Here is a 25952-nt window from a genome sequence, read left to right on the forward strand (position 1 = left end):
CCTAACTAATTACAGTCTCGACCCTAAGCATCACCGAAAATTGCTCCTGCATTTTCGGTGTACCGTCCATCCTGGACATAAAAACAGCGGCATAGCCGCTGTTTTGTTCCCCCTTATTCTGCACCTTCCGTGCTGCTACACCGGCTGCCTGCCGGCGTCTACCCTGTTTGCCGCAGGATAAATTCTTGCTTACATGCTCCAGCGCACGCCAACCATGTAAACCCATGGATCGATTTGCACATCAACGCTTTGGATCACGTTGTTATTGACGCGGACTTCACCAGTCGTGTCGATATCCATTTTGCTGACCGCAAAGTGAGCACCCCAGTTGTCGCTCAGTTTGTAGTTAAAACCAGCTTGCAGCGCCAGGCCCCAGCTTGCTTTTAATTTCAGGTCGACATCATCAGAAGCTGTGGTCACTTTCAGTGCCTGCAGAGTGGTTTTTAACGCACCTGAGGCAGACTCATCAAAGAATTTGGTGTAGTTCAGACCGACGCCAACAAAGGGGTCAAAGTTGCTGTTACCGACGTCAAAGTGATACTGCGCCACTAAAGTTGGTGGCAAATGTTTGGTGTTACCAATCGCCAGACCATCAATGGCTGAGCCTTTTACCGCGATATCGTGGCTGAAAGGGGTGGCGGCAATCAGTTCTGCGGTCCAGTTTTTATTGAATTTGTAGTCGATAGTTAGGCCCAGCTGGGTGTTGTTGTCGACAGAGACTGCTGTGGAGCCTGTTGGTAAACCGGCAACTTTTTCCACTACGTTCAGTGAGCTGCTGCTGTCGCTCGGTGCCACAGTAATAGCGCCAACGTTGACAGAGATATTGGCAGAAGCGGCGGTAGTAAAACCAGCCAGGGCCAGTGCAAATAGGTTCAGTTTAGTGTTCATGTTATTTTCCTTCAGAGACACAGGTCTTGTTTAACTGCGGGCATTGTGCGCTTCTGCGCAGGCAAAACTTTGGGCTGGATCAAGCTTTTGCCGCAACAAGCCGCTTTGCAGCACCAAACTTTGATATGAAACAAACTTTGCTGAAGTGGTAGCTTGTGGAGGATAAAGAGGTACATTTTCGACAAAATGTTGGAAACTTACATACGTATGGCAGGGTTGAGGTGTTTGCAAGCCGCTGATTGATGCGTATAGTACAAACAGCTAAATCTGGCTGCGGGCTTCGTCAGCACTGACTGACAGAGGGGAGAGACCGCCTTAGCCGTTTTAGTCACGCACAGGATAGACACTTCCATAACAAGAGAAATTGTATGTCAGTAACCACACCATCCGGCGAGGCTTATACCACCAACGCCAGCGGGCAGAATCATGGTTTTGCCCTGACCAGCCTGACGTTTTTGTTTTTTATCTGGGGTTTTATCACTTGTCTGAACGACATTTTGATCCCGCACCTGAAAAATGTGTTTGACCTGAGTTATACCCAGGCATCCTTAATTCAGTTCTGTTTCTTTGGCGCTTATTTCCTGGTGTCGCTGCCGGCAGGTTTGTTGGTGCGTCGCGCCGGTTATCAGCGTGGTATTGTCATTGGCCTGCTGATCGCAGCCAGTGGTTGTGTGCTGTTTTATCCGGCCGCTTCAACCCAGACCTATGCGTTGTTTTTAGGCGCATTGTTTGTGCTGGCGTCGGGCATCACCATTTTACAGGTGGCAGCCAATCCTTATGTGACCGCGCTTGGTCGTGCTGAAACTGCATCGAGCCGCTTGTCGATGACTCAGGCCTTTAACTCGCTCGGCACTACTATCGCGCCCTGGTTTGGTGGTCTGATGATCATGGGCGCTGTAACGGCGGCCGCCGGCACTGCTCAACATAAATTACAGGAAGCGCAAGCAGTACAAATTCCTTATCTGATGCTGGCCGGAGCCTTATTGGTGCTGGCTGCTGTGTTTGCCAAATTAAAGCTGCCGACAGTGTCAGAGCACCATGTCGATGAAAAAGTAAATGCTGATCCGGGTTCAGCCTGGCAATACAGCCACCTGGTACTGGGCGCGTTGGGGATTTTTGTCTACGTCGGCGGTGAAGTGTCGATTGGCAGTTATCTGGTGAATTTCCTTGGTGAGCCGCATATTGCCGGCATGCCGGAAGCACAGGCGGCAGCTTATTTAAGTTATTACTGGGGCGGCGCTATGGTCGGCCGGTTTATCGGTGCTGCGGTCATGCAAAAAATCTCTGCCGGGAAAGTGCTGGCCTTTAATGCCGTCGTTGCTGCTTTGCTGGTTGTGGTCGCTATTGTCGGCAGCGGTCCGCTGGCGATGTGGTCTTTGCTGGCGGTTGGTTTGTTTAACTCTATTATGTTCCCGACAATTTTCAGTCTGGCAGTGACAGGCCTTGGTCGTTTCACCAGTAACGGTAGCGGTGTACTTTGTGCTGCTATTGTCGGTGGCGCATTAGTGCCGGTATTGCAGGCTGTATTGGCGGATACCATCGGCTTGCAACTGAGCTTTATCGTGCCGGTGTTCTGTTACGTCTACATCTGTTATTACGGTCTGGTTGGCTCGAAGATTAAGCAGCCACAGATTTAAATGCGGATGATCAAAAACGCCGGCAACTGCCGGCGTTTGTTTTTAGGCGTCGCCCAAATACCTCGCCCGTTTTGCCGCTTTAATCTTACTGATATCCACCAGCACCAACCCGTCGATGCAATCGGCAAATTCCGGGTCCACACCAAAAGATAAAAACTGCACACCACCGGGTTCGGCCAGTTCACTGTACTGTTTGTACAAAGTCGGTACCGCCAACCCCATATTAGCCAGCAGGTGTTTCAGCTCGACAAAATCTTCGGTGTAATTGGTACCACTAAAATGCTGCTGCAGCTGCTGCATCGTGGTGATGTCGAGCGCATAAGGCCGGTTTGGCAGGGCGCTGTCATCTTCGCTGCTGAAATACAAAGTGTAAAAATACACCAGCAAATCGCGCGCAGCTTTTGGATAACTGTTCGATAAACTGACGCCGCCAAACAAATACCGGATATGCGGACGCTGTTTTAAATAAGCGCCGATGCCGTACCACAAATAATCCAGGCTGCGTTTACCCCAGTATTTCGGCTGGACAAAACTGCGGCCAAGCTCCAGTCCTTGCGCCAGCACCGGCTGCAATTGTTCACTGAACTGAAATAAGGATGCCGTGTACAGGCCTTGTTGGCCGTGCTCGGCCAGCACAGGTGCCGCTTCAGCAAAACGATAAGCACCAACAATTTCCAGCTCGTCGTTGTCCCATAAAATCAGCTGCTGGTAATAACTGTCGTATTTGTCGGTGTCACGGCGTTTGCCGCTGCCTTCGCCAACAGCCCGAAAGGCGATTTCACGTAACCGGCCTATTTCGCGCAGCAGCACGGAGCCCGGTTCCGGCTGATACAAATAAATTTGTTTGCCGTCGGCGGTTTCGCCGAGTCGCGGGCATTGGCTGATAGCTTTTTTCAGCATTTGCCGGTCTTCCGGATGGGCGATTGCCGATTGGGTTTTTAGCAGCGGAGCTTTGTCTTTGGCGAGGCGATACAGATGTTTTTTAAACACTTTGACCATAGTTTTATGGTCAAACAACGGCTGGGCAAAGCTGTCGTACGGGATCATGTCACCGATGCGCAGGCCAATATGTTTATGCTTTTGCTTAAACATCTCCTGCACCAGCAACATGGTCGATAGCGGCTTGTACAGCATCGAGGCGCCATAAAACAGCAGTGAATTGCGCGCATCGATATAAATCGGCAGGATCGGCGCTTTGGCGGCCCGGGCAAAGCGTAAAAAGCCACCGTGCCATTTGCCGTCACGCACGCCGTTCGGTTTTAGCCGCGACACTTCGCCGGCCGGAAACAAAATCACCGCGCCTTCAGCCGCCAGATGGGCACCGATATTATCCAACATCCGCCGCTCAGTATTGCCTTGCATGTTATTGACCGGCAGCAGCAGGTCGTGTAACGGGCCAATACTGCTCAGTAACTGATTCGCCACCACTTTGACATCAGGCCGGATATCGCTGACTAGCTTAATCAGGGCCAGGCCATCCAGCGAGCCAATCGGGTGATTGGCGATAATGACAACCCGGCCGGCCGCCGGAATGCGCTCTAATTCGTTGTCGCGCACCTGATAGCGAAACGCAAAATAATCCAGCACCTGCTCGACAAACTCCAGGCCAAACAGATGCGGATATTGCGCTGCAAAGCGCTGAAATTCATCTTCATGCAGCAGATGTTTCAGCGCGCCTTTGACCGGTTTGGCCAGCCAGCTGTTGTTATTCAGTTGCGGCAGGTGCCGCTCGACGACTTGTTCCACATTTAACATGCTTGCCTCGGTGCCGGGTCATTCGGTATCACGCCAAGGCTAAGCAGGCTGTATGACAGTCCGGTCACAGAATTATGGCAATTTGCTGAAATTTCCGGCGGATGATTGGATTTCTGACTGGTCAGGCAGGGATAGGGCTGTTTAGAATGACGCCATATCTTCTGTCGATTGAGCCAGTTATGAGCGTTGCGCTGATTATTCCGGACCGAAAACTAGATGGCGTGATTGCCGCATTACAGCAACAGTTGCCGGAGGTGGCGATTGAAGTCTGGCCGCAGCTGCAAAACCCGGCTGCTGTCGATTTTGCGGTGCTGTGGAAACAGCCGCCTGGCGTGGTCGCAGCTCTGCCCAACCTCAAAGCACTACAGTCCTTTGGTGCCGGCGTTGATAGTATTCTGTCAGACAGCACCTTGCCACCAGACTTGCCACTGGCGCGTATCGTCGACCCGCACCTGACCGCGTCTATGCTGCAATACCTCGATACTGTGCTGAATTATTACCGGCTGCGGTTTGATGAATTCAGCGCCAATCAGCAGCAACAGCTGTGGAAACCGCGCTCACCGCGGAGAATTCAGCAGATTTGTGTGTTGGGCTTAGGTGAACTGGGCGCAGCAGCGGCGCAACATTTTGCCGCTTTGGGTTATCAGGTCAGCGGCTGGTCTGGCAGTCAACGCCAGATCAGCGGCGTACAGTGTTTCGCCGGCCCCAACCAGTTTTCCGCCGCAGTGGCGCAAGCTGATATGCTGATTTGTCTGTTGCCGTTAACGCCGGCGACCGAAAATCTGTTGAATAAAACGCGGCTCGCGCAGCTTAAACCGGGTTCTATTCTGGTCAACGTGGCGCGTGGTGCTATTGTGGATGACGAGGCTTTATTAGCGGCCTTGCACAGTGGTCAGATTGCCGCGGCTTGTCTGGACGTGTTCCGCACAGAACCTTTGCCGGCAGAGCATCCATTCTGGCACACACCGGGTATGCTGCTGACACCACATATTTCGGCGGTGACTAATGCCGATACCGCTGTGGCACAAATTGCCGAAAACTACCGCCGGGTGCAGGCAGGCCTGCCGATGGTTAATCAGGTCGACCGCACAAGAGGATACTGATGGCTGCTTATACTTTAGAAATCATCGAGCATCTGGCTGTACTGACGTTAGTCAGCAGCGAAAAACGTAATTTGTTAACGCCAGCGTCGGCACTGGAAATCGCCAAAGCGGTGGAAGGTTTGCTGGACAACCCGGCAGTCAAAGCCTTAGCGGTGACGGGCCGCGCCGGTGCTTTTTGTTCTGGTGCTGATTTGTCGGCGCTGCAGCAGGCAGCAAAGGGCGATGGTGAAGAACTGCAGCAGATTTATTCGGCTTTTACCTCTGTGGCACACAGCCCGTTATTTACCATCGCATTGGTCAATGGCCCGGCCTTAGGCGCCGGCATGAACCTGGCGATGGCCTGTGATATTCGCCTGGCGAGTCCGGAAGCCTGGTTCGAGAGCCGGTTTTTTAATCTGGCCATTCATCCGGGTGGTGGCCACACCTGGTTATTACCGCAACTGGTCGGCTGGCAGCAGGCTGCGGCGATGATTTTCTCCGGTGAACGGTTGTCGGCTCAGCAGGCCCTGGCGCAGGGTTTTGTTAAAGAACTGGTTGATGAGGAAGTGCTGCTGACCCGTGCCAAACAGTTGTGCGCCCATCTGTCGACCATTCCAACCGCGCTGGTACGCCAGACTAAAACTTCCATGTTGCAATTACGCAGCTGTTACCGGCAGGACGATGCAGTCGCTTTTGAGTTTCGCCAGCAGTTTCAGTCGTTGCAGACCGATGCGGCGCAACAACACATTGCAGCCTTGCTGGCCCGTATCCAAAAAAATAACTGACAGGATTTACCGACTCGATGACACAAAGCACGCAATCGCTGCCACTGGTGACCACCTGGCATCTGGATTATCAGGGGCCTGAACTGACATTGCCGCTCTGGCCGGAAGGCGTATACCTGCAGGAGGCAGAAGTACCAAGCCCGGAGTTTAGTCAGTTTTTGTTTGTCGCCGTCGGTGCGCCCTGGCGCTGGTATGGCCGGCTTGGCTGGACCTATCAGCAGTGGGCTGAACATCTGAGTTCGGGTCAGGTACGCACTTTTGTGCTGTATCAGCGCGGTACGCCGGCAGGTTTCTTTGAGTTGTGTCGCCATCCGGAACATAACAATAGTGTAGAGCTGAAATACTTTGGCCTGCTACCGGCATTTGTCGGGCAGGGACTTGGCGGAGGCTTAGTGCAGGCTGCTATTGCGTTGGCGCAGCAGTGGAGTCAGGGACGCGTCTGGTTACATACCTGTAGTGACGATCATCCGGCCGCATTATCGACTTATCAAAAGCAGGGTTTTGTGTTGATTCAAACAGAGACCGAAGTTTCCGCGGCACCAGTGGATTACGCCACGGCAATCCTTGATGCGGCTTTTGTGCACAGCCGCCTGGCCAGTTTTAAACAAAACTGAATAAAGTGTCGGATCAATTGGTTAGTGCTGTTGTGATCCGACTTTAAACGCTCTACACTGGCGAAGATCCCGGTTCAGGAACAGTTGACTCCTCTGGTCAGCGTAGGCTGTTTGGCCGTAACTCCTACCGGGTGTGGTGTTTACCCAGACAACAAAAATAATGAGGGGCCCCCATGCGTAAAGCATCCAGCCGCGGTTTTGGATTCACTGCCATCGCAGTGCTTGTTATCCTGATGGCCTGTTCGGCCTTGTTCACCAGCGCAGAAGCCGCCGTTTTATTACTGAGTTGAGCGCCAGCTGACCACAAACATTATCTCTTCTGATGCATTTCGCGGTTTTCGCGTTTTTGCTCGGCATTTTTCTGTAATAACACATAAGTTGCGGCGTAACCGCCCTGCGCTTTTAATGCGGTATGACAAGCCAGCACTTGCGGAATTTGTTGCAGCCATTTAAAGGTATAACTGCGTAAAATAGCCGGATGAGGTTTACTGTCACGCCCCATACCGTGATGCACCAGTAAAGTTCTGATACCGCGCTGATGACAATCCAGTACGAACTGCGCCAGAGCCGAACGCGCTTCGACCAATGATTTTCCCAGCAACATCAACGTGGCGTCGACCTGATATTTTCCTAACCGCAGATTTTTGTACACACCTTCCTGTACACCATCTTTTTTGTAGGCAAGGATTTCGTCGGGTTTGACTAAATCAACATATTCCATGCTGAGATAATTAGGGTCGTATTCCGGCTCAAGCTCTGCCGCCTTGCGTCGCGCCAGCTGCGCCAGTGTTGGCGCGCCGGCACCATTTTCGTCGGCTAACACGTCGGCATCCAGTCGTTTGACACCAGACATTTCCTGTAAAAACAACTCAAGTTCATCATTGGCCATGTTCGATACTTCAGATCAGCAATGTGGAATAAGCCGGATTATACGCGGCCTGTAGCAGTCAGACCATGCAGTACGGTGATTTCCTCCTGCCAAAAGTGCCAGAGGCTCAACTGGCAGCCGGGGGACTTTCAGCTAGACTGCAAAGATATTGTGATTGTAAAGGGAGGGATGAACCGATGTTATCACAGCGGGTTTATGAGAGTTTGCCGTATCTTTATCTGGGACTTGGCATGTCGATTTTATGTTCGGTAAAAAACCCTTATGCTTTGTCCTCTGCGTTGTTATTTATTCTTGCCGGGGCTGTGGTCTGGGTGGTGCGTTCAGAACATAGGCGGATCCGTCATCGCCTGACGCAACAGGCACATGGCTCGCTGCCATTCTGGTGTTATGAAATGCTGCCTTTCAGCTATCTGACGTTAGGTGTATCACTGCTGGTATACAGTGAAAATATGTTGATGTACCCGTCGGCAGTGGTGCTGGCGGTGATCGGTTTTCAAGTCTGGGTGATGCGGGCGTTGCAACGCCGGCCGAGCCATCATGTCATGCCAAAGCGGGTGTCGGGCTGAGCTCAATCCAGGCCCGGTAGTTGCCGGGCCCGGTTCAGCCGATTACTTGCGAAAATCTACAGTGCTGTTGGCGACAACACTGGTCATGCGGATCCAGGCTTGCAGATTCTGCTGCAGAGCTGCAGGATCAATCTTATCCAGCGTGTCGTTGGGCGTGTGATGGTAATCGAAATAATCAGAACCATCCTGCTCAAGACTGACTACTGGCACCCCAAGGGCTTTTAATACTGACACGTCGGGACCACCAAAAGCATCGTTATTGCCGGGCTGAATTTGCAGCGGCGTCAGTTGTTTTTGGATCTCAGCAGCGAATGGCAAAGATTTGGGACCGAAATTGGTTGAAAATTGCCAGATGCGGCCCGCACCAAAATCCGATTCTGAAGCCAGCACATGCTTGTCGAGTTCTTTGGCATGTTTTGCCGCATAAGCACGGGCACCGACTAAACCACCTTCTTCATTGCCGTATAACACGACGCGAATAGTACGCTTGGGTTGGCCTTGCTGTTTGATAATCGCAGCGGCTGCCATCACTAAACCAACTCCCGCGCCGTCGTCCAACGCGCCAGTGCCCTGATCCCAGGAATCGAGGTGAGCGCCAATCAGCACAATTTCATCCGGCCGCTCTGAGCCGGTGATTTCACCAATCACATTGTGACTGATAGCATCTTCGGTTTGTTGGGTGTCGAGCTGCAGTTTGATTTTCGCTTCTGGCGCTTTGGTCAGGATCCGCGCCAATTGTTGGGCATCCGGGGCAGAGATAGCTACGGCCGGAATTTTTGGTACTGCCGGGTCATAGGTCATTTTACCAGTGTGGGCAAAACGATTGCTGCTGGTGCCAACCGAACGAATGATCAGTGCTTTAGCACCAAGTCTGGCGGCTTCTACTGCGCCTTTGGCGCGAGCTCCGACCACTTTGCCGTATTGAGAACCGGCTTTGTCTTTGGTCATGGCTTTATTGATAAACACAATTTTGTCTTTTACTTGCTCAGGTTTAGCTGCCATCAATGCTTCCAGGCTGTCGAACATCACCAGGCTGGCATCAATGCCATTAGCCGGTGTGCCGACAGACCCGCCTAAAGCGGTCAGCACTAAGGCTTGTGGAAACGGCGACAGAACTTCCAGCCGGGCCTGACCGCGCTGCCAGTAGGGTGTGACAAACTCTTCGGTCCAGACTTTGTCAAAACCCAGCGCCTGCAGATTTTTTGTGGCCCAGGCCACCGAAGCCCGATCGCCGGGGCTGCCGGCCAGCCGCGGGCCCACTTCTGTAGTAAGACTTTCGGTCAGCTGGTAAGCAAGCTGGTCATTGAACGAAGTTGCGGCAGCCAGACTGCAGAGCGGCGTCAGCATCAGACTAAAGAAAAGGGGTTTTAGCGCTTTCATAGAGTTCCTGGAATTTTCTGTATGTTGTAGTGGTCAATCTAACATAGCGTGTTCATTCACCAGAAGGGCAGCATGACCCGTTTACCGGGGAGTTAGTCGCAGTGCCAGACGGCGAAAATATACAAAAGTTAACATTTTGTAGGTGTGTAATTGCTTTATTAGCAGGGTATAATTTGCTTGTTTTGGGTGACAGCTGCGCGCCGTAAGGCTTTCAAGACCATTTGCTCAGCTTTTTACCAGATTATCGGATGTTATTTTTTCTAAATTAAAAAGCTTTGAAAGTTAATTAATTAGAAAAAATAAGCAACTAATTCACAAAATAGCTATTGTAAGCTGCGGCTTGCCTGTTAGATAATGAGACGTCTAGACATGCACGGTGAAAACAACATGAACTTACAAGATATGGTGAATAATTCGGCTAAAGCGGTCAGACTGCTGAAAGCTGTATCGAATGAACGCCGGCTGTTAATCCTGTGCCATCTGCTGAGCGGTGAATTATCGGTCGGAGAGATGAATGAAAAGCTGGGATTGAGTCAGTCAGCGTTATCACAGCATCTGGCTTTGTTACGCCGCAACAAGCTGGTGAAAACCCGCAAAGAAGCACAAACTGTGTTTTATAGTATGAACAGTAAAGAAGCAGAAGCGGTGATTGGCTTAATGCACTCGTTATACTGCGCAAAGACCGCCTGAACAATCATAAAATCAGAGCGCTATTGAGACAAAATAAAAAACCAGCTTTTCAGCTGGTTTTTTCGTTTCTTGTCATTGAACCGGATTAAAATCTGATATTCATCGACATTTGTTACTACAGCCCGACGATATCTGCAGATACAAAAAAACGCCTTTCGGCGTTTCTTTGTGAGCTAATCAATTAAGCAGCTGTTACTAATGCCTTAACGTGGGCATTCAAACGTGACTTATGACGAGCTGCTTTGTTTTTATGGATCAGACCTTTGTCTGCCATACGGTCCAGCACTGGAACCATTTTCTTGAACGCTTCTTGTGCGGCTACTGCATCAGTAGTTAACACTGCTGCGTAGGTTTTCTTAATGAAAGTACGCATCATTGAGCGCTGACTTGCGTTTTGCTGACGACGCTTTTCTGATTGAATAGCGCGTTTCTTAGCAGACTTAATGTTAGCCAAGGTAACACTCCTAAAAACTAAACCGGGACTCTTTAAAGGCCGCATAATATGCCTATTTTATCGCCCTGTGTCAAATCATTTTGCGGCTGATTTCAGTGATTTTGAACGGATTAAAATCACAGGAAGCTGGCATAAAGCGGATGCTTTAGTGACAATAGCGCCAGAAGCAAAAGATGGAGTTTCCCTTGTCTGCGAAGTTATTGAAATCCGGCATGATTGTCAGCGTAATGACGCTGATTTCCCGCGTACTGGGACTGGTCCGTGATGTGGTTACCGCCAACGTCTTAGGTGCCGGCGCTGCCGCTGACGTCTTCCTGATGGTCAACCGTATTCCGAATTTCTTGCGCCGGCTGTTTGCTGAAGGTGCATTCTCTCAGGCTTTTGTGCCTGTGCTGTCTGAGGTCAAAGCCAGGCATGGTGATGACGCGGTGCGTGAGCTGATGGCAAAAGCAGCGGGCACGCTGGGGATGATTGTCACCGTGGTGACTCTGCTCGCGATGCTGGGGTCTCCGGTGCTGATGGCGCTGTTTGGCATGGGCTGGTTTGAAGATTATCTGCAGGGCGGCCCCGACGGCGCCAAATATGAACAAGCCAGTGTGCTGCTGAAAATTACTTTTCCCTATCTTTGGTTTATTACTTTTGTCGCGCTATCCGGCGCCGTACTAAATGTTTACAACAAATTTGCCGTGGCAGCTTTCAGCCCGGTCTTTCTGAATATCGCCATGATTGGCGCGGCATTGTTTCTAACGCCTTACACTGAAGACCCGGCGGCGGCTTTGGCCTGGGGCGTGTTTTTGGGTGGTTTGTTTCAATTCCTGTTCCAGCTACCATTTTTAGCCAAAGCTGGTTTGTTAGTATTACCGCGTTGGGCCTGGCAGGACGAGTACATTGTCCGCATCCGTAAGCTAATGCTGCCGGCGTTATTTGGTGTGTCGGTCAGTCAAATCAACTTGCTGCTGGATGCCATTATCGCGTCTTTCCTGCAGACCGGCTCGGTCAGCTGGTTGTATTACTCCGACCGTTTACTGGAATTTCCGCTTGGCATGTTTGGCATCGCGATTGCGACCGTTATTTTGCCGAACTTGTCGCGGTTACACGCGCTGGATAATCAAAAAGATTTTCGCGCAACCCTCGATTGGTCGATCAGCCTGATTTGTTTATTGGGTATTCCGTCAATGTTTGGCCTGATTGCTTTGGCAGAACCGATTCTGCTGACAGTCTTTGCCCACGGCAAATTCACCGCTTTTGATGCGACCCAGGCCAGCTGGAGTCTGATTGCTTATTGCATCGGTCTGGTGCCTTTGATGTTGATCAAAGTGCTTGCGCCGGCGTTTTACGCGCGGCAGGACATCAAAACCCCGGTGCGGATTGGCATTATCGCCATGATTGCCAACATGGTATTTAACCTGATGCTGGCGCCATTTATCAGTTATGTCGGTCTGGCGCTTGCGACGACGCTGTCCGGCGCACTGAATGCCTGGTTGCTGTATCAGGGCCTGAAAAAAGCCGACATCTATCAGCTATCACGTCACACGCTGCTGACGATAGGGCGCGCTATATTGGCCGCTATGGCGATGGCGGCGCTGATTTGGTACTTGTTACCCGATATGGCGATGCTAAGGGCCTGCAGCTTTGGTGAACGGTCATTCACAGTGGGGCTGGTGATCCTGGCGGCGGTACCGCTGTATTTTGTCGCGCTGGCCTTGTTCGGTGTCCGGTTGCGTGACCTGAAACGGCAAACTATTGCTGAAAGTCACGACTGATGTCGTTATAATCGGCCGTTTAGACAGCAAGACAGAGAAGCGCAAACGGATGGAGTTGATTCGTGGCCTGCAGAATATTCTGCCGCAGCACCGGGGTTGTGTGCTGACCATTGGCAACTTCGATGGCGTCCATCTCGGGCATCAGGCGGTGTTGGCACAGGTCCGGCAGATCGCGTCTGCGCTGCAATTACCAGCGGTGGTGATGGTGTTTGAACCTCAGCCGCTGGAACTGTTTAAGCCTGAACTGGCGCCGGCACGTTTGACCCGTTTTCGGGAAAAATATCACTGGCTGGCGCGACAAGGCTTAGACCGCCTGCTCTGTGTCAAATTTGATCAGGCTTTTGCCAGTCAGGAGCCTGACTATTTTATCCGGCAGTTATTGCTGGAAAAACTCGATGTGCGGCATTTAATCGTCGGTGACGATTTCTGTTTTGGGAAAAACCGTGCCGGTAACTTTGCGCTGCTGCAACAAGCCGCCACTGAACATGGGTTTGGCTTAACGCCGACCGCCAGTCTGAAACTGGCGCAGCATCGGGTCAGCAGTACGCTTATTCGCGAAGCGCTGGCGGCGGATGATCTTGATAGCGCTGCAGCCATGCTCGGCCGGCCATTCTCGTTGATGGGGCGGGTACGGCACGGCCAGAAGCTCGGGCGACAACTCGGCTTTCCGACGGCCAACGTCTGGCTGTACCGAAAGAAATTACCGCTGCATGGTGTTTTTGCCATTGAAGCCCATACAGCTCAGGGTAATTTTCGCGGTGTCGCCAACATCGGTTTACGCCCGACTGTGCAAGGGCGGGTTGAACAATTAGAAGCGCATTTCTTTGATTTCAAAGGCGATTTATACGGCCAGCAAATTGAAGTGGTGCTCAGAAAAAAAATCCGTGCTGAACAAAAGTTCAGTTCGGTTGACGAATTACAGCAGCAAATCCAACGCGACGCGCAAGCCGCCCGCGAATATTTTGCCGCTTTGCTTTAATACCAGCACCGCCAGACGCGGGCTGAGACAGCCAACACGGGATTGATCGGATGAGTGATTACAAAGCAACGCTGAACCTGCCGGATACGGCCTTTGCGATGCGCGCCAACCTGGCGCAGCGTGAGCCGCAAATGTTAGCAAACTGGACTGCGGCTGACTTATACGGTCAGATCCGCGCGGCGAAAAAAGGTAAAAAGACTTTTATCCTGCACGACGGCCCGCCGTACGCCAACGGCAACATTCACATCGGCCATGCCGTCAATAAAATCCTGAAAGACTTCATTGTGAAATCCCGCACTCTGGCCGATTTCGACGCGCCTTATGTGCCGGGGTGGGATTGTCACGGTCTGCCGATTGAGCTGGTCGTGGAGAAAAAATACGGCAAACCGGGCGTGAAGTTGACCGCTGCTGAATTCCGTGAAAAATGCCGTGAATACGCGCTGACGCAAATCGAAGCACAAAAAACTGATTTTATCCGCTTAGGTGTGCTGGGTGACTGGAACAATCCGTACCGCACCATGGATTTTGCATTTGAAGCCAATATCATCCGTTCTTTGTCGCGCATCATTGAAAATGGTCATTTGCATCAAGGCTTTAAGCCGGTGCACTGGTGTACCGACTGTGGGTCAGCACTAGCTGAAGCGGAAGTGGAATATCAGGATAAAGTCTCACCAGCCATCGACGTGCGTTTCCGCGTGGTTGACGAAGCAGTTGCCGACAAATTCGACCATCCGGCTGGCCATGCCGGCACAGGCACAATCTCGATTGTGATCTGGACCACCACGCCGTGGACTATCCCAGCCAACCGCGCTGTGGCACTCAATGCGGCACTTAGCTACAGCCTGGTGCAGGTGGAAGAAGGCCCGAATGGCGCTGAGCGTTTGATTTTGGCCACTGATTTAGTTAAAGACGTGATGGCACGCGCCGGTATTGAAAAATACCATGCGCTGGGTTTTGCCAAAGGCGAAGCGCTGGAGCTGGTGCAGCTCAAGCATCCGTTATACGACTTCACTGTGCCTGTGGTACTGGGTGACCACGTCACGACAGATTCAGGTACCGGTGCTGTGCACACGGCACCAGGTCATGGTCAGGAAGATTTTGTGGTTGGCCTGAAATATGGCCTGGAAGTGGCGAATCCGGTGGGAGGCAATGGGGTTTATCTGCCAGACACGCCAATGTTTGCCGGTCAGCATGTATTTAAAGCCAACGATTCTGTGGTTGAAGCGTTAAAAGAAGTTGGCGCACTGCTGGTACATAAAGCCTACAAACACAGCTACCCACATTGCTGGCGCCATAAAACGCCAATTATTTTCCGTGCGACGCCACAGTGGTTTGTCAGCATGGATCAGGCCAAGCTGCGCTCAACCTCATTAACGGAAATCGACAATACCCGCTGGATCCCGGATTGGGGTCAGCAGCGTATTGAAAACATGGTCGCAGGCCGGCCGGATTGGTGTATTTCACGCCAGCGTACCTGGGGCGTGCCTATTGCGCTCTTTGTGCATAAAGATACTGGCGCATTGCATCCAAACACCAAAGCGTTGATGGAACAGGTCGCAGCCAAAGTGGAGCAAGCCGGTATTCAGGCCTGGTTTGATTTGGACGCGGCAGAACTGTTAGGTGCTGAAGCTGCTGATTACGTCAAAGTGACCGACACGCTGGACGTCTGGTTTGACTCCGGCGTGACCCATGCCTGTGTGATTGATCCTCGGCCTGAATTTGGCGGCGCAACGCAAGCCGACATGTATCTGGAAGGTTCAGATCAGCACCGCGGTTGGTTTATGTCGTCCCTGATGACCGGTGTCGCCATCAAAGGCCATGCGCCATACAAACAAGTGTTGACCCATGGTTTCACTGTCGATGGTGAAGGCCGCAAAATGTCAAAATCGCTCGGCAACGTGGTGTCACCGCAGGATGTGATGAATAAACTCGGTGCTGATATTCTGCGTTTGTGGGTAGCGACCACCGACTACACCTCAGAAATGACAGTGTCGGATGAAATTTTAAACCGTGCTGCCGACAAATACCGCCGTATCCGCAATACCGCACGCTTTATTCTGGCCAACCTGAATGGTTTTAATCCGGCCACTGATTTAGTGCCGCTAAACGAACTGGTTGAACTGGACCTGTGGATGGTACAGCGTGCAGCTGAACTGCAAAAAGAAATCGAAGCGGATTATCTGGATTATCAGTTCCATCTGGTCAGCCAAAAGCTGATGAATTTCTGTACTGTCGAACTGGGCAGTTTCTACTTAGACGTGATTAAAGATCGCCAATACACCGCCAAAACCGACGGTCTGGCGCGCCGTTCTTGTCAGACTGCGCTGTATCACATCATTGAAGCCATGGTGCGCTGGATGGCGCCTATTATGAGCTTCACCGCGCAGGAAATTTGGGAAGCTTTACCAGCCCGCGCTGAGCCGTTTGTCTTCACCGGTGTCTGGTACACAGGTCTTGCTGAAGTACCAAACGGCAAAGTATCTGATGCGTTCTGGCGTCAACTGCTGGCGGTGCGTGATGAAGTGAATAGAGTCATCGAAGTGGCGCGTAAAGACGGCAACATCGGTGCATCTTTACAGGCGGAAGTCACACTGTACGCCGAAGGTGAGCTCGGTTCACAATTGCAGCAACTCGGCGATGAACTGCGGTTTGTACTGATGACATCAACTGCCGCTGTTGAAGTGAAAGCTGCGCCTGCAGATGCAGTCGCAACCGGCATAGCTGGCCTGGCAGTACAAGTGGTGACGTCAACAGCGGCCAAGTGTGACCGCTGCTGGCATCACCGCCACGATGTTGGCGCCAACCCGGCGCATCCGCTGATTTGTCTGCGTTGTGTCGACAATGTCGAAGGCGCCGGCGAACACAGGACTTTTGCCTGATGCGGTTACTGAACGACACAGGCTGGCGCTTCTGGTGGATAGCGCTGTTGGTGCTGGTCGCTGACCAGCTCAGCAAAATTTGGGTATTGCAAAACTTCGAGCTGGGCGAGTCGATTCAGCTATTGCCGGTGTTTAATTTCACCTATGCGCGTAATTACGGCGCGGCCTTTTCGTTTTTAGGTGACGCCGGTGGCTGGCAACGCTGGTTGTTTACAGCGATCGCAATTGTGGTCACTTGCGTATTAAGCGTTTGGTTAAGCCGGCTGCAGCGCTCGCAGCTGAAACTGAGCCTGGCGCTGGTGCTGATTATTGCAGGCGCCATCGGGAATTTAATCGACCGCAGCCTTTATGGTTATGTAGTTGATTTTCTTCATGTCTATTACCAGCAGTGGCATTATCCGGTATTTAACATCGCCGATTGTGCCATTACGATTGGTGCCGGTTTACTGATTTGGGACAGTTTTACGTCCGATGAAGAACCCGCACAAACGAGGACAAACGGATGATTGGGGCAGGCAGTACCGTCATTTTTCATTTTGATATCAAACTAGCCGACGGCAGTGCCGCGGAAAGTACCCGGGTCCATAACAAGCCGGCGAAGCTGCAGATGGGCGATGGCTCTTTGTCACCAGCTTTTGAAGCGGAATTAACCGGTTTACAGGCCGGCGACAAAAAAACTTTTACGCTGGCGCCGCAAGACGCTTATGGCATGCCGAACCCGGACAATATTTATTATGTCGACCGTAGTAAATTTTCGCTGGATGCGCCGGCGCAGGTTGGCATGATCATCGGTTTTGCCATGCCGGATGGTTCCGAGTTGCCGGGGCTGGTGCGCGAAGTGGTCGGTGATTCGGTCACTATCGATTTTAATCATCCGCTGGCCGGGCAGACTCTGACCTTTAACGTCGAAATTGTTGAGGTTATCAACTAATTATGGATATTTTTCTCGCCAATCCACGCGGCTTTTGTGCCGGTGTCGACCGGGCTATCAGTATCGTCTCACGCGCATTGGAACTGTACGAGCCGCCGATTTATGTGCGTCATGAAGTGGTGCACAACAAGTTTGTCGTGGACGGCCTGCGTCGCAGCGGTGCGGTGTTTGTTGATGAGCTGGATGAAGTGCCGGATGGCAATATTGTGATTTTCTCGGCCCACGGCGTATCTCAGGCGGTGCGTGAGAACGCCCGTCAACGCGGCTTAAAAGTGTTTGATGCAACCTGCCCGCTGGTCACTAAAGTGCATATGGAAGTCACCCGCGCCAGCCGCAAGGGCGTGGAATGTATTCTGATTGGCCACGCCGGTCACCCGGAAGTCGAAGGCACTATGGGCCAATACGATAACCCGGAAGGCGGCATTTATCTGGTGGAATCGGTAGAAGATGTGGAAAAGCTGCAGGTGAAAAACCCGGCTGAGCTGTGTTTCTCCAGCCAAACCACCTTGTCAGTCGATGATACCGCTGATGTGATTGACGCGCTGCGGCAGAAATTCCCCGATATCGAAGGCCCGCGCAAAGACGATATTTGTTACGCCACCCAGAACCGTCAGGACGCCGTGCGTGAACTGGCCGCTAAAGTGCAGTTGTTGTTGGTGGTTGGTGCGAAAAACTCCAGTAATTCCAACCGGTTGCGTGAATTGGCGGAAAAAATGGGCTGCTGTGCTTATCTGATTGATACTGCTGCAGATATTCAGCAGGACTGGCTGAAGGATGTTCAGGCAGTCGGCGTGACTGCAGGCGCGTCTGCGCCAGAAGTGCTGGTGAAGCAAGTGGTAGAGCAGCTGACGGCATGGGGTGGAAAACAAGTCATTGAACACCCGGGCCGGGAAGAACACGTCGTGTTTGCCGTCCCGGCGGAGCTGCGCTGAGTGAGCCGCCGGCAGCGCGGTGCTTATTCGCAGCGCGTTGCTCAGCTGCAGCGCAATGCTGCTGCACCCCGTATGCCGGTAGAACAATTACTGCCGGAGTTTTGCCGCAGTGGCACAGTGCTGCGTATCATCATTCTGGCCCAGGCGTTGGCGATATTGCTGGCGCTGGTGCCGGGCGTGACCTCGGAATTCTGGTCGCGGCTTGGCCTCATGTCTTTATTTGTGCATTGGGTAACGTTGCCGTTACTGGCACTGCTTTGTGTGTTTCAACGATATTGGCGGCAGTTCAGCCCGCCGGCTCTGGCCTGGTTTTTCCTGCTGTTGCTATTGCTGATCAGTCTGGTTGTTGGCACTTTTGCCCATCAGTTCTTACAAAGCGCGGGCTGGCCGGGCGCCGGTGCTTATCACAGTTTTTTACTGCAAGTGTTGTTCATGAGTCTGTTGGTTGGCGTCATCGGCATTCAGCTCGGTACTTTGTATGTGCAACAACGGCTACGCCTCGATGCGCAGGCGCGGGCTGAACTGGATGCATTGCAAGCCAGGATCCGGCCGCACTTTTTGTTTAATAGCCTCAACACTGCTGCGGAGCTGACCCATAGCCAGCCCGACCTGGCCGAACAGGCTTTGCTGGATTTGGCCAGTTTGTTCCGGGCGGCGCTGCATTCTGATACTGCGGTGACGCTGGAAGAGGATCTGCTGCTGGCCCGGCGTTATCTGGCGCTGGAACAGCTAAGGCTACAACACCGCTTGCAGCTGGATTGGCAGGTGCCAACGCAGTTACCGCAAATCAAGATCCCTTGTCTGACATTACAGCCGTTACTGGAAAATGCTGTGCGGCACGGCATTGAAACCCGCTCTGAACCGGGGTTGATCCGGCTGCTGCTGACGTTGGGTAATGACGCGGTCAGTTTGCAGATTGAGAACCCACGCGGGCAGAATCTGCCCCATTCCGGTGGCAATGGTATTGCGCTCGGCAATATCCGCCGCCGGCTGGAGCTGATGTATGGCGATAAAGCCCGGCTTGTGGCGGTGATGAGCGAAGACAGTTATGGTTTAAAACTGACGTTGCCGTTGGCAGAGGAGGGCGTAGATGCGCGTACTCATCGTTGACGATGAACCCCTGGCCCGCAGTCGGCTGAATCGTTTATTGACGCAGCTTGGTGGTTATCAGGTGGTGGCTGAGGCTGAGAATGGGCAGCAGGCGCTTCAGCTGTGTAGCGAACTGAACCCGGATTTGGTGTTGCTGGATATTGAAATGCCAGGCGCCGACGGACTCAGTGTGGCGGCAGAACTTGGCAACAATCAGCCACCGCCGGCGGTGATTTTTGTCACCGCACACCCGCAACATGCACTGGCTGCTTATCAGGTGGCCCCGGCCGGTTATCTGCTCAAACCCGTCGGGCTTGAGGCTTTGCAGCAATGCCTGCAACGGTCAGGCGTTAGTACTCGTGTGCATCTGGAAAAACAAAAAGCCAGTGCGCCGCGGCTGAGCTTCCGCATTGGCCTGGAGCAGCGCAGCATTTTGCTCAGCGAACTGTTTTATTTGCAGGCAGAAGACAAATATGTGCGTCTGGTGTACCAGGGCGGCGAAGCATTGACTGAAACCAGTCTGAAGCAACTACAGGAAAAATATCCGGACCAACTGCTGCGCATTCATCGTCATACGCTGGTGCTGGTGGAGCGGGTCTGTGGGGTGAGCCGCGGTGCAGATGGCCAGCATTTGATCCTGTTACGTGATTGTCCGGACCAACCGGAGATCAGCCGGCGTGAACTGGCGCAAGTCAAAGCATTGCTGCAATCCTCTTAACACTCCGTTCTGTGGTTTTTCTCTGACTAACGGTACATTTTTCCCGATATACGGTTCGATTTTTTCCGCGGGATGCGGCAATCTTGGCACTATGTGGTTGCTTTAAGGTTTGGGACAGGATTCAGATGATGAAGTCGTTACGGCTGCAACAAGGGGTAACTCTTATTGAATTGATGGTGGCCCTGGTCGTTCTTACCATTGGCATCGTCATCGCTGGCCCCGGGTTTAGTTCTTTCAGCGGCAGCAGTAAGCTTGAATCGCAAAGCCGGGAGATCCAAAACGCTTTGATGTTCGCCCGCTCTGAAGCGATCCGCCTCAATCAAAATGTGTTGTTTTGTCACAGTACCGACAGTCTGGTCTGTTCCGCGCCGCCATCATCCGGCTGGAAGGGCTGGTTAGTGATCCCCGCTGCTGCCGCTATCGGCTCCGAAACCGGTCCGGTATTGCGGGCCAACCAGTTTTCCGACAGCGCAATCAAAGTCGGCTCCGGTACAGTGCTTGCCAGCTCGCAGCACGCGCTGCGCTTTAATTCGCAAGGCCTGATCCGGGTGTTCGGCAATAACACGCCGCTCAGTGACAGCATCAATCTGTGTATCGCTGATGCATCTTTAAAGCCGAACCAATATCAGGTGCAGTTTAATTCCGGCGGCCGCCTGCAACAAATCACTTCAGATACCAACGGGAGCTGTCTATGAATACTTTGCATAGTCAGCGCGGTATTTCGTTGCTCGAAACGCTGATCGCAGTGCTGGTCCTGGCGATAGGCCTGTTAGGTGTGGCCGGTTTACAGACCACCAATTTAAAAAACAGTCAAAGTGCGCATCAGCGCACTATGGCGGTGATGCTGACCGGCAGTATGGCTGAACGGATCCGCGCTAACAATGCCATTGCGGCAACCGGAGCTTTTGCGCTGGCGAAAACCTGTAGCAGCATCAGTGCTACCGGTTCAATTCAGAATGTAGAACGTGGTCAGTGGATCGCAGAAATTTTGCTCGCCTTCGGTACTGCCGGCACCAGCTGCGGGGAAGTCAGTTATGATGCGGCCAATCGCATTTACACCATCACGGTGAGCTGGGATGACTCACGGGCGTTGGGCGGTTTAAGCACTATGAGTCTGCGCCAGCAGGTAAGGATTTAATGATGCGGATGCAGAAACCTCAGAAACAACAGGGCTTTACTCTGACCGAACTGATGATAGCGCTGGTACTGGGCAGTTTTCTGGTGGCCGGTGTAGTTGGCGTCTATGTATCAAATATTCGCACCGGACAAGTACAGCAACGCTTAATGTCGTCGCAGCAAGCCAGTCAAATTGGCTTTCAGTTATTAAGCCGGGACGCGATGCACGCCGGCTTTTCCGGTTGCGCCAATATGATCCAACAACGGGTGGTCAACGTGTTAAATCCGCCATTGGCCTGGTGGGCGATTTGGACCGCAGGTATCCGTGGTCACGAGCAGGGCGCTGTACCGCAATTTGCCGGGGCCGGCATCCTGCCGCTCGCGGGGGCGGATGGCGTGCAGCTGATGTATGGCCGCGGCACCAGCGCGTCGATTGTCTCGCACAATGTGGTGGGTAATCCGCCGATGGTGATCAATCAAAATGTCGCGGGCATAGTCGCGAACGACATCGTGATGGCCTGCGATTCAAAAATGGCGGTGATTTTTCAGGTCACTGCAATTGCCGGCAATAACATCAGCCATGCGGTTGGGGCGGGCGCGCCAGGTAATGCCTCGCTGAATTTTGGTTTTGGTGCCAATGGCGCGAATTTCCCGCAGAGTTTGTCGTCTGATGCCGGCACTGTGATGCCGCTGGAAACAGTTGGCTGGTTTGTTGGTACGAACAGCGATGGCAATTCATTGTACCGGGTTGCACTTGTAGCCGGACAAATGCGCACCGAGGAGATCCTGCCCGGCGTCGATAATCTGCAGATCCAGTATTTGTCCCGTGGCGCAGCCAACTATGTCAATGCTAATGCAGTGGCAGATTGGGAGCAGGTCGTGGCGCTGCGCGCGACGCTGACCCTGACCAACGATGCCAAAATGCCGGTGGCTGCCGGGCTTCGGACTTTCACTCAGGTTATTAACCTGCGCAATCACTGAGGCCAGCACTATGCAGCAGAATCAACAACGCGGAATCGCCTTAGTCCTGAGTTTACTGATGCTGGTGGCTATCACCCTGCTGGCAGTCAGCGCCATGCGTGGCACCACTTTGCAGGAAAAGATGGCATCCAATCTGAACGACCGCGAAGTGGCGAAGCAAGTGGCTGACGCCACATTACGTCAGGTCAGTACTTTATTACCGCCTGCAGCCGGCAGCGCATGGTTCAGTGCGCCTATCCCGGTGCCGGTGCAGGGGACTGCCGACCGCTGGAACAATCCTCTGGTTTGGGCCAACGCCGGCACGGTTGCTGTGGTGGTAAACGGTGTCAGCTATAGCGGCCAGTTTTTGGTCGAAAATATGGGATTCTGGACCAGCCGGCAGGACCCGACCTGTAAACCGAAAGAAAATCCATTGTGTGAACGTCAGACCTACCGTATCACAGTGCGCAACCAGCCAGTAAATGGCCGGGCCGCAGTCGTGGTGCAGGTGGTCTGGCGGATTTAACTGCACGTCAACATGTCCTAGTCGACAGGAGAAGGATGATGGCAAAGAAAACTTGGCATTGGCAATCGGCCCTTTGTGGTGCTTTGCTGGCCAGCGGAACTGTCCAGGCCGCTATCGATATCGCCTCTGCACCGCTGGAAACAGGCTCGACAGTGGACCCGAATATTTTCTTCGTGATTGATGATTCGGGGTCGATGTTGCAGGGCATGATGCCTGAGAATTTGGAAGACAATGCCAGTGTCAACGATTCTTGCTCAAAAAAAACTTATGCCGGCCTCAGCATGTGTTACTACGATATGACGGGTCGTGAGTATCTGGCCTCTCCGCATCTGAATAAACTGTATTACAACCCAGATGTGACTTATCCGGTGCCGACCAAAGCGGATGGAACCACCTTTGGACCTGCCTCTTTTACAGCGGCAAAAATCGATGGATACGTCAGTACTTCCGCATCAGTCAATTTGAGTAGTGAATATCGGGCAATTATGGCTGCAGGCAGTATAGGCACAGGTGCCAAGACCGTTTTTGCAGTGAGCCCGGATGGGGTAGCGGGGCCGGCTTTTTTTTACAAATATACGGTTGGTTGCATAAATAGCGTTTACAGTGACTCCTGCTATAACATTGAATATCTCAATACCACTGCGAAACAACAAAATTTTGCCAATTGGTTCTCGTATCATCGTACCCGTTTGTTGGCTGCGAAATCAGGCATTGGTAGCGCCTTCCACCAGCAAGGCACTGCGATGCGGGTTGGTTATGGTTCTATTAACGAGATGTCGTCTAGGGTCGGCGTCAAACAGTTCAGTGGTACTAACAGAACTGCATTTTTTAACTGGTTGTATACCTTGCCGCCAGATTCTGGCGGGACGCCGCTACGCAGCGCATTAATCAGCGCCGGTAACTATTACAGAACTGAGGAGCCATGGCGGGTTGATCCGGCAAATTCCTCATCGGCGCTGCTGGAATGCCGTCAGAGCTTTACCATCCTGATGACCGATGGTTATTACAATGACAGTGCCCAGGGTGGTGAACACGACAACAGTGCCGGTACGACCATCACCGGGCCAAAAGGTAAAACTTATACCTACGCGCCGCAGAGTCCATTTGCATTCAATACCAAAGACACTTTGGCTGATATCGCGATGAACTATTGGAAAAATGATGCCGATGCCAGCTGGTCTGCTTCGAAAAAAATGGAAAATACCGTGCCAACTTCGGCCGCTAATCCGGCATTCTGGCAACATATGGTCACTTTTGGCGTTGGTTTTGGCGTGCAGGGCTCAATCAATCCGACAACCGCTTTTAATGCCATCAGTAGCGGTGCCACCATTAACTGGCCGAGCACCAGCACAGATCCGGGCAAAATCGATGACTTATTACATGCTTCGGTAAATGGTCGCGGTGGCTTTTTCGCAGCAAGCGATCCGGTGGCATTTTCGCAGGGTTTAGCGGACACCCTGAGCGCTATTGCTGAACGGATTGGGACCTCCTCGAATATTGCAGCGACGGCCATTAACTCGCTGCAATCAGAGTCAAATCTGTATCAGGCGCGTTATGTTGCCGGCGAATGGAGCGGCGACCTGTGGGCTTACGATACCGATGACACCACTACACCTATCTGGAAAGCCAGTGATGTGTTGCCGGAGCATGCCAGCAGAAAAATAATGTATGGTGCTGATTCTGGCGCGGCAAAAAACTTTAACTGGAGCAATTTATCAACAGCGGAAAAAACAGCACTGAGTAATGTCAGCACAGTACTGGATTATATTCGCGGCGACACCACGCTGGAAAAACGCAATCCGGGGGGGATTTACCGTAATCGTGGAAAAATCCTCGGCGATTTGGTGAACTCTTCGCCAGAACTGGTGGAAGCGCCTTATGACCTGAGTTATCACAGATACAACTGGACTGGCGCTTCTTCTTACCGCAGTTTTATTGAAGGACCGGCGAAATCACGCACGCCTATGCTGTATGTTGGTTCAAACGACGGTATGTTGCATGGATTTAATGCGAACACCGGGGTTGAGGTTTTTGCATATATTCCAAAAGCGGTGATGGCACCATTGCCATCGGATACCGTTAATGTGCTGAAAAAGTACTCAGAGCCTAATTACAGCCATAAGTTTTCAGTCGATGGCTCTCCGATTGTTGCAGATGTTTATGTCGGCAGCATGGGCTGGAGAAGTTTGTTAATCGGTTCGCAGGGACGTGGTGGCAATAGCCTGTTTGTGATTGATGTCACAGAACCCGACAGTGTCACGCCTGGCAATATTATGTGGGACAAATCATTCAGTGAGTTGGGTGCATATCTTGGCACGCCACAAGTGACAAGAACTGAGTCTGGGCAATGGGTGATTGTTGCTGGTTATGGCTATAACAACTCGACCGACCAATCCGGTTTGCTGGTGATTGATCTGTTGTCAGGTAATATTGTGAAGCAACTGGCGACTGGTAAAGGCTCATCCAGCGATCCAAATGGTATGGCTGAGGTCAATTTGCTGGATGTTGATGCGGACGGAAATACGGATTGGGTTTATGGCGGCGACATGCATGGTTATGTATGGAAGTTTGATCTTTCATCATCATCCAGCTCTGCATGGAATATAGCCTATAGCGGCCAACCGCTGTTTCAGGCCAAAAATGGCAGTGGCACCCGGCAGATGATCACTGGCGGGGTCCTGTCCAGCGTTGAGCCAACGACCGGAAAAGTCTGGTTGTTCTTTGGTACCGGCCGTTATCTGAACGTGAACGACCCCAGCAATAATGACCAGCAGACCTGGTATGGTCTGATCGACGGTGCGACTATCAGTGGCCGCACTGAGCTGGACAGCCGGACTATGACCAATGTCGGCGATCAGCGGGTGGTGACTGAAGTGAGCAGTTTGACACCCGGCAAAAAAGGCTGGTACATGGATTTGATCGACACCCGCGAACGGATTGTTGATATGCCGCTGATGGTCGGTCCGGAACTGGTGATGAACACGACGATCCCGGATACTAACGTCTGTAACCCCAGCGGTTCCGGTTATCTGATGGTCGTGTCACCTTACACCGGTGGCCGGCTGAAAAAGACCTTTTTTGATATTGATGACAACAATGAATTTGATGAAGACGATAAAGTCAGCGTGGCCGGTAACCCGACTGTGGTCAGTGGTATCAAAGTCAGCAGTCTGAACTCGGTGACCCGTCTGGCAAAGGTTGGTGAGCTGATCAAGAGCTTTAATAACTGTGAAGGCGGTTGTATTGAATCAAGGGCTATAGATCCGACGCGCAATGTCGGCATGCAGTCCTGGCGTGAACTGACGAATTAACAGGTGAA

General features: G+C 52.3%; 24 protein-coding genes. 19 read left to right on the forward strand and 5 right to left on the reverse strand.

What is annotated here, in order from left to right:
* Positions 1 to 189: 189 nt before the first annotated feature.
* Complete coding sequence (locus tag Q399_RS0107990) at positions 190 to 888, reverse strand: OmpW/AlkL family protein (protein ID WP_031567524.1); 699 nt, start codon at positions 886 to 888, stop codon at positions 190 to 192.
* Between the two features lie 368 nt (positions 889 to 1256).
* Between Q399_RS0107990 and Q399_RS0108000 the strand changes: the two genes are divergently transcribed.
* Positions 1257 to 2525: a sugar MFS transporter gene (locus Q399_RS0108000; protein WP_031567525.1), complete on the forward strand. Its 1269-nt coding sequence runs from the start codon at positions 1257 to 1259 to the stop codon at positions 2523 to 2525.
* Positions 2526 to 2567: 42 nt separating this feature from the next.
* On the opposite strand, the gene olsF is transcribed toward Q399_RS0108000, so the two are convergent.
* Positions 2568 to 4280 carry a bifunctional ornithine lipid synthase OlsF gene (gene olsF, locus Q399_RS0108005; protein ID WP_031567526.1) on the reverse strand — a complete coding sequence of 571 codons (1713 nt, stop codon included), beginning with the start codon at positions 4278 to 4280 and terminating at the stop codon, positions 2568 to 2570.
* Between the two features lie 179 nt (positions 4281 to 4459).
* Between olsF and Q399_RS0108010 the strand changes: the two genes are divergently transcribed.
* From Q399_RS0108010 to Q399_RS0108020, 3 genes are read left to right on the forward strand one after another with little or no spacing between them, the layout of a single operon-like run.
* Complete coding sequence (locus Q399_RS0108010) at positions 4460 to 5383, forward strand: 2-hydroxyacid dehydrogenase (RefSeq protein WP_031567540.1); 924 nt, start codon at positions 4460 to 4462, stop codon at positions 5381 to 5383.
* Entirely contained in the window at positions 5383 to 6147 is a 765-nt protein-coding gene (locus Q399_RS0108015) for an enoyl-CoA hydratase-related protein (RefSeq protein ID WP_031567542.1), read from the forward strand. Before Q399_RS0108010 ends, Q399_RS0108015 begins: the two co-directional genes overlap by 1 nt.
* A 17-nt stretch (positions 6148 to 6164) precedes the next feature.
* Positions 6165 to 6761 (forward strand): GNAT family N-acetyltransferase, encoded by a 597-nt coding sequence (locus Q399_RS0108020; protein ID WP_037045887.1) that lies wholly within the window; start codon positions 6165 to 6167, stop codon positions 6759 to 6761.
* 310 nt (positions 6762 to 7071) lie between these two features.
* Here the strand turns inward: Q399_RS0108020 and smrA are convergent, their stop codons facing one another.
* Complete coding sequence (smrA, locus tag Q399_RS0108030; protein WP_031567548.1) at positions 7072 to 7650, reverse strand: DNA endonuclease SmrA; 579 nt, start codon at positions 7648 to 7650, stop codon at positions 7072 to 7074.
* A gap of 176 nt (positions 7651 to 7826) precedes the next feature.
* Between smrA and Q399_RS0108035 the strand changes: the two genes are divergently transcribed.
* A complete protein-coding gene (locus Q399_RS0108035; protein ID WP_031567550.1) occupies positions 7827 to 8216 on the forward strand; it encodes a hypothetical protein in 390 nt (129 codons plus the stop codon).
* Between the two features lie 42 nt (positions 8217 to 8258).
* Here the strand turns inward: Q399_RS0108035 and Q399_RS0108040 are convergent, their stop codons facing one another.
* Positions 8259 to 9596, reverse strand: coding sequence for a M20/M25/M40 family metallo-hydrolase (locus tag Q399_RS0108040; protein WP_031567552.1), 1338 nt, complete (start codon positions 9594 to 9596; stop codon positions 8259 to 8261).
* A gap of 387 nt (positions 9597 to 9983) precedes the next feature.
* On the opposite strand from Q399_RS0108040, the gene Q399_RS0108045 reads away from it, so the two are divergent.
* Positions 9984 to 10286, forward strand: coding sequence for an ArsR/SmtB family transcription factor (locus Q399_RS0108045; RefSeq protein WP_031567555.1), 303 nt, complete (start codon positions 9984 to 9986; stop codon positions 10284 to 10286).
* Positions 10287 to 10467: 181 nt separating this feature from the next.
* Here Q399_RS0108045 and rpsT read toward each other — a convergent pair whose 3' ends face one another.
* Positions 10468 to 10740: a 30S ribosomal protein S20 gene (rpsT, locus tag Q399_RS0108050; protein WP_031567557.1), complete on the reverse strand. Its 273-nt coding sequence runs from the start codon at positions 10738 to 10740 to the stop codon at positions 10468 to 10470.
* 173 nt (positions 10741 to 10913) lie between these two features.
* Here rpsT and murJ point away from each other — a divergent pair, with 173 nt between their 5' ends.
* From murJ to Q399_RS0108115, 13 genes are all read left to right on the forward strand, one after another.
* Positions 10914 to 12503, forward strand: a complete 1590-nt coding sequence (gene murJ, locus Q399_RS0108055; RefSeq protein ID WP_084164204.1) for a murein biosynthesis integral membrane protein MurJ — start codon at positions 10914 to 10916, stop codon at positions 12501 to 12503.
* A gap of 49 nt (positions 12504 to 12552) precedes the next feature.
* Positions 12553 to 13482, forward strand: a complete 930-nt coding sequence (gene ribF, locus Q399_RS0108060) for a bifunctional riboflavin kinase/FAD synthetase (protein ID WP_031567563.1) — start codon at positions 12553 to 12555, stop codon at positions 13480 to 13482.
* 50 nt (positions 13483 to 13532) lie between these two features.
* Complete coding sequence (gene ileS / locus Q399_RS0108065; protein WP_031567565.1) at positions 13533 to 16361, forward strand: isoleucine--tRNA ligase; 2829 nt, start codon at positions 13533 to 13535, stop codon at positions 16359 to 16361.
* Complete coding sequence (gene lspA, locus Q399_RS0108070) at positions 16361 to 16867, forward strand: signal peptidase II (protein ID WP_031567568.1); 507 nt, start codon at positions 16361 to 16363, stop codon at positions 16865 to 16867. The genes ileS and lspA overlap by 1 nt, the downstream gene beginning before the upstream one ends.
* Complete coding sequence (gene fkpB, locus Q399_RS0108075) at positions 16864 to 17292, forward strand: FKBP-type peptidyl-prolyl cis-trans isomerase (RefSeq protein WP_031567571.1); 429 nt, start codon at positions 16864 to 16866, stop codon at positions 17290 to 17292. Before lspA ends, fkpB begins: the two co-directional genes overlap by 4 nt.
* Before the next feature lie 2 nt (positions 17293 to 17294).
* The gene (gene ispH / locus Q399_RS0108080; RefSeq protein ID WP_031567573.1) at positions 17295 to 18224 is read left to right on the forward strand and encodes a 4-hydroxy-3-methylbut-2-enyl diphosphate reductase; all 930 of its coding nucleotides are present in this window, start codon (positions 17295 to 17297) and stop codon (positions 18222 to 18224) included.
* The gene (locus Q399_RS0108085; RefSeq protein ID WP_051685844.1) at positions 18225 to 19334 is read left to right on the forward strand and encodes a sensor histidine kinase; all 1110 of its coding nucleotides are present in this window, start codon (positions 18225 to 18227) and stop codon (positions 19332 to 19334) included. It begins immediately after the preceding gene.
* A complete protein-coding gene (locus Q399_RS0108090) occupies positions 19315 to 20031 on the forward strand; it encodes a LytR/AlgR family response regulator transcription factor (protein ID WP_031567578.1) in 717 nt (238 codons plus the stop codon). The genes Q399_RS0108085 and Q399_RS0108090 overlap by 20 nt, the downstream gene beginning before the upstream one ends.
* A 125-nt stretch (positions 20032 to 20156) precedes the next feature.
* Complete coding sequence (locus tag Q399_RS21450) at positions 20157 to 20726, forward strand: GspH/FimT family pseudopilin (RefSeq protein WP_084164219.1); 570 nt, start codon at positions 20157 to 20159, stop codon at positions 20724 to 20726.
* Positions 20723 to 21169, forward strand: a complete 447-nt coding sequence (gene pilV / locus Q399_RS0108100) for a type IV pilus modification protein PilV (RefSeq protein WP_031567581.1) — start codon at positions 20723 to 20725, stop codon at positions 21167 to 21169. Before Q399_RS21450 ends, pilV begins: the two co-directional genes overlap by 4 nt.
* Before the next feature lie 8 nt (positions 21170 to 21177).
* Positions 21178 to 22128: a prepilin-type N-terminal cleavage/methylation domain-containing protein gene (locus Q399_RS21455; protein WP_157836256.1), complete on the forward strand. Its 951-nt coding sequence runs from the start codon at positions 21178 to 21180 to the stop codon at positions 22126 to 22128.
* Positions 22129 to 22138: 10 nt separating this feature from the next.
* Positions 22139 to 22633 (forward strand): pilus assembly PilX family protein, encoded by a 495-nt coding sequence (locus Q399_RS21460; RefSeq protein ID WP_051685846.1) that lies wholly within the window; start codon positions 22139 to 22141, stop codon positions 22631 to 22633.
* A gap of 38 nt (positions 22634 to 22671) precedes the next feature.
* The gene (locus tag Q399_RS0108115) at positions 22672 to 25944 is read left to right on the forward strand and encodes a pilus assembly protein (RefSeq protein ID WP_051685847.1); all 3273 of its coding nucleotides are present in this window, start codon (positions 22672 to 22674) and stop codon (positions 25942 to 25944) included.
* Positions 25945 to 25952 lie beyond the last annotated feature (8 nt).

The sequence above is a fragment of the Rheinheimera texasensis DSM 17496 genome (assembly GCF_000711985.1).
GTDB lineage: Bacteria > Pseudomonadota > Gammaproteobacteria > Enterobacterales > Alteromonadaceae > Pararheinheimera > Pararheinheimera texasensis.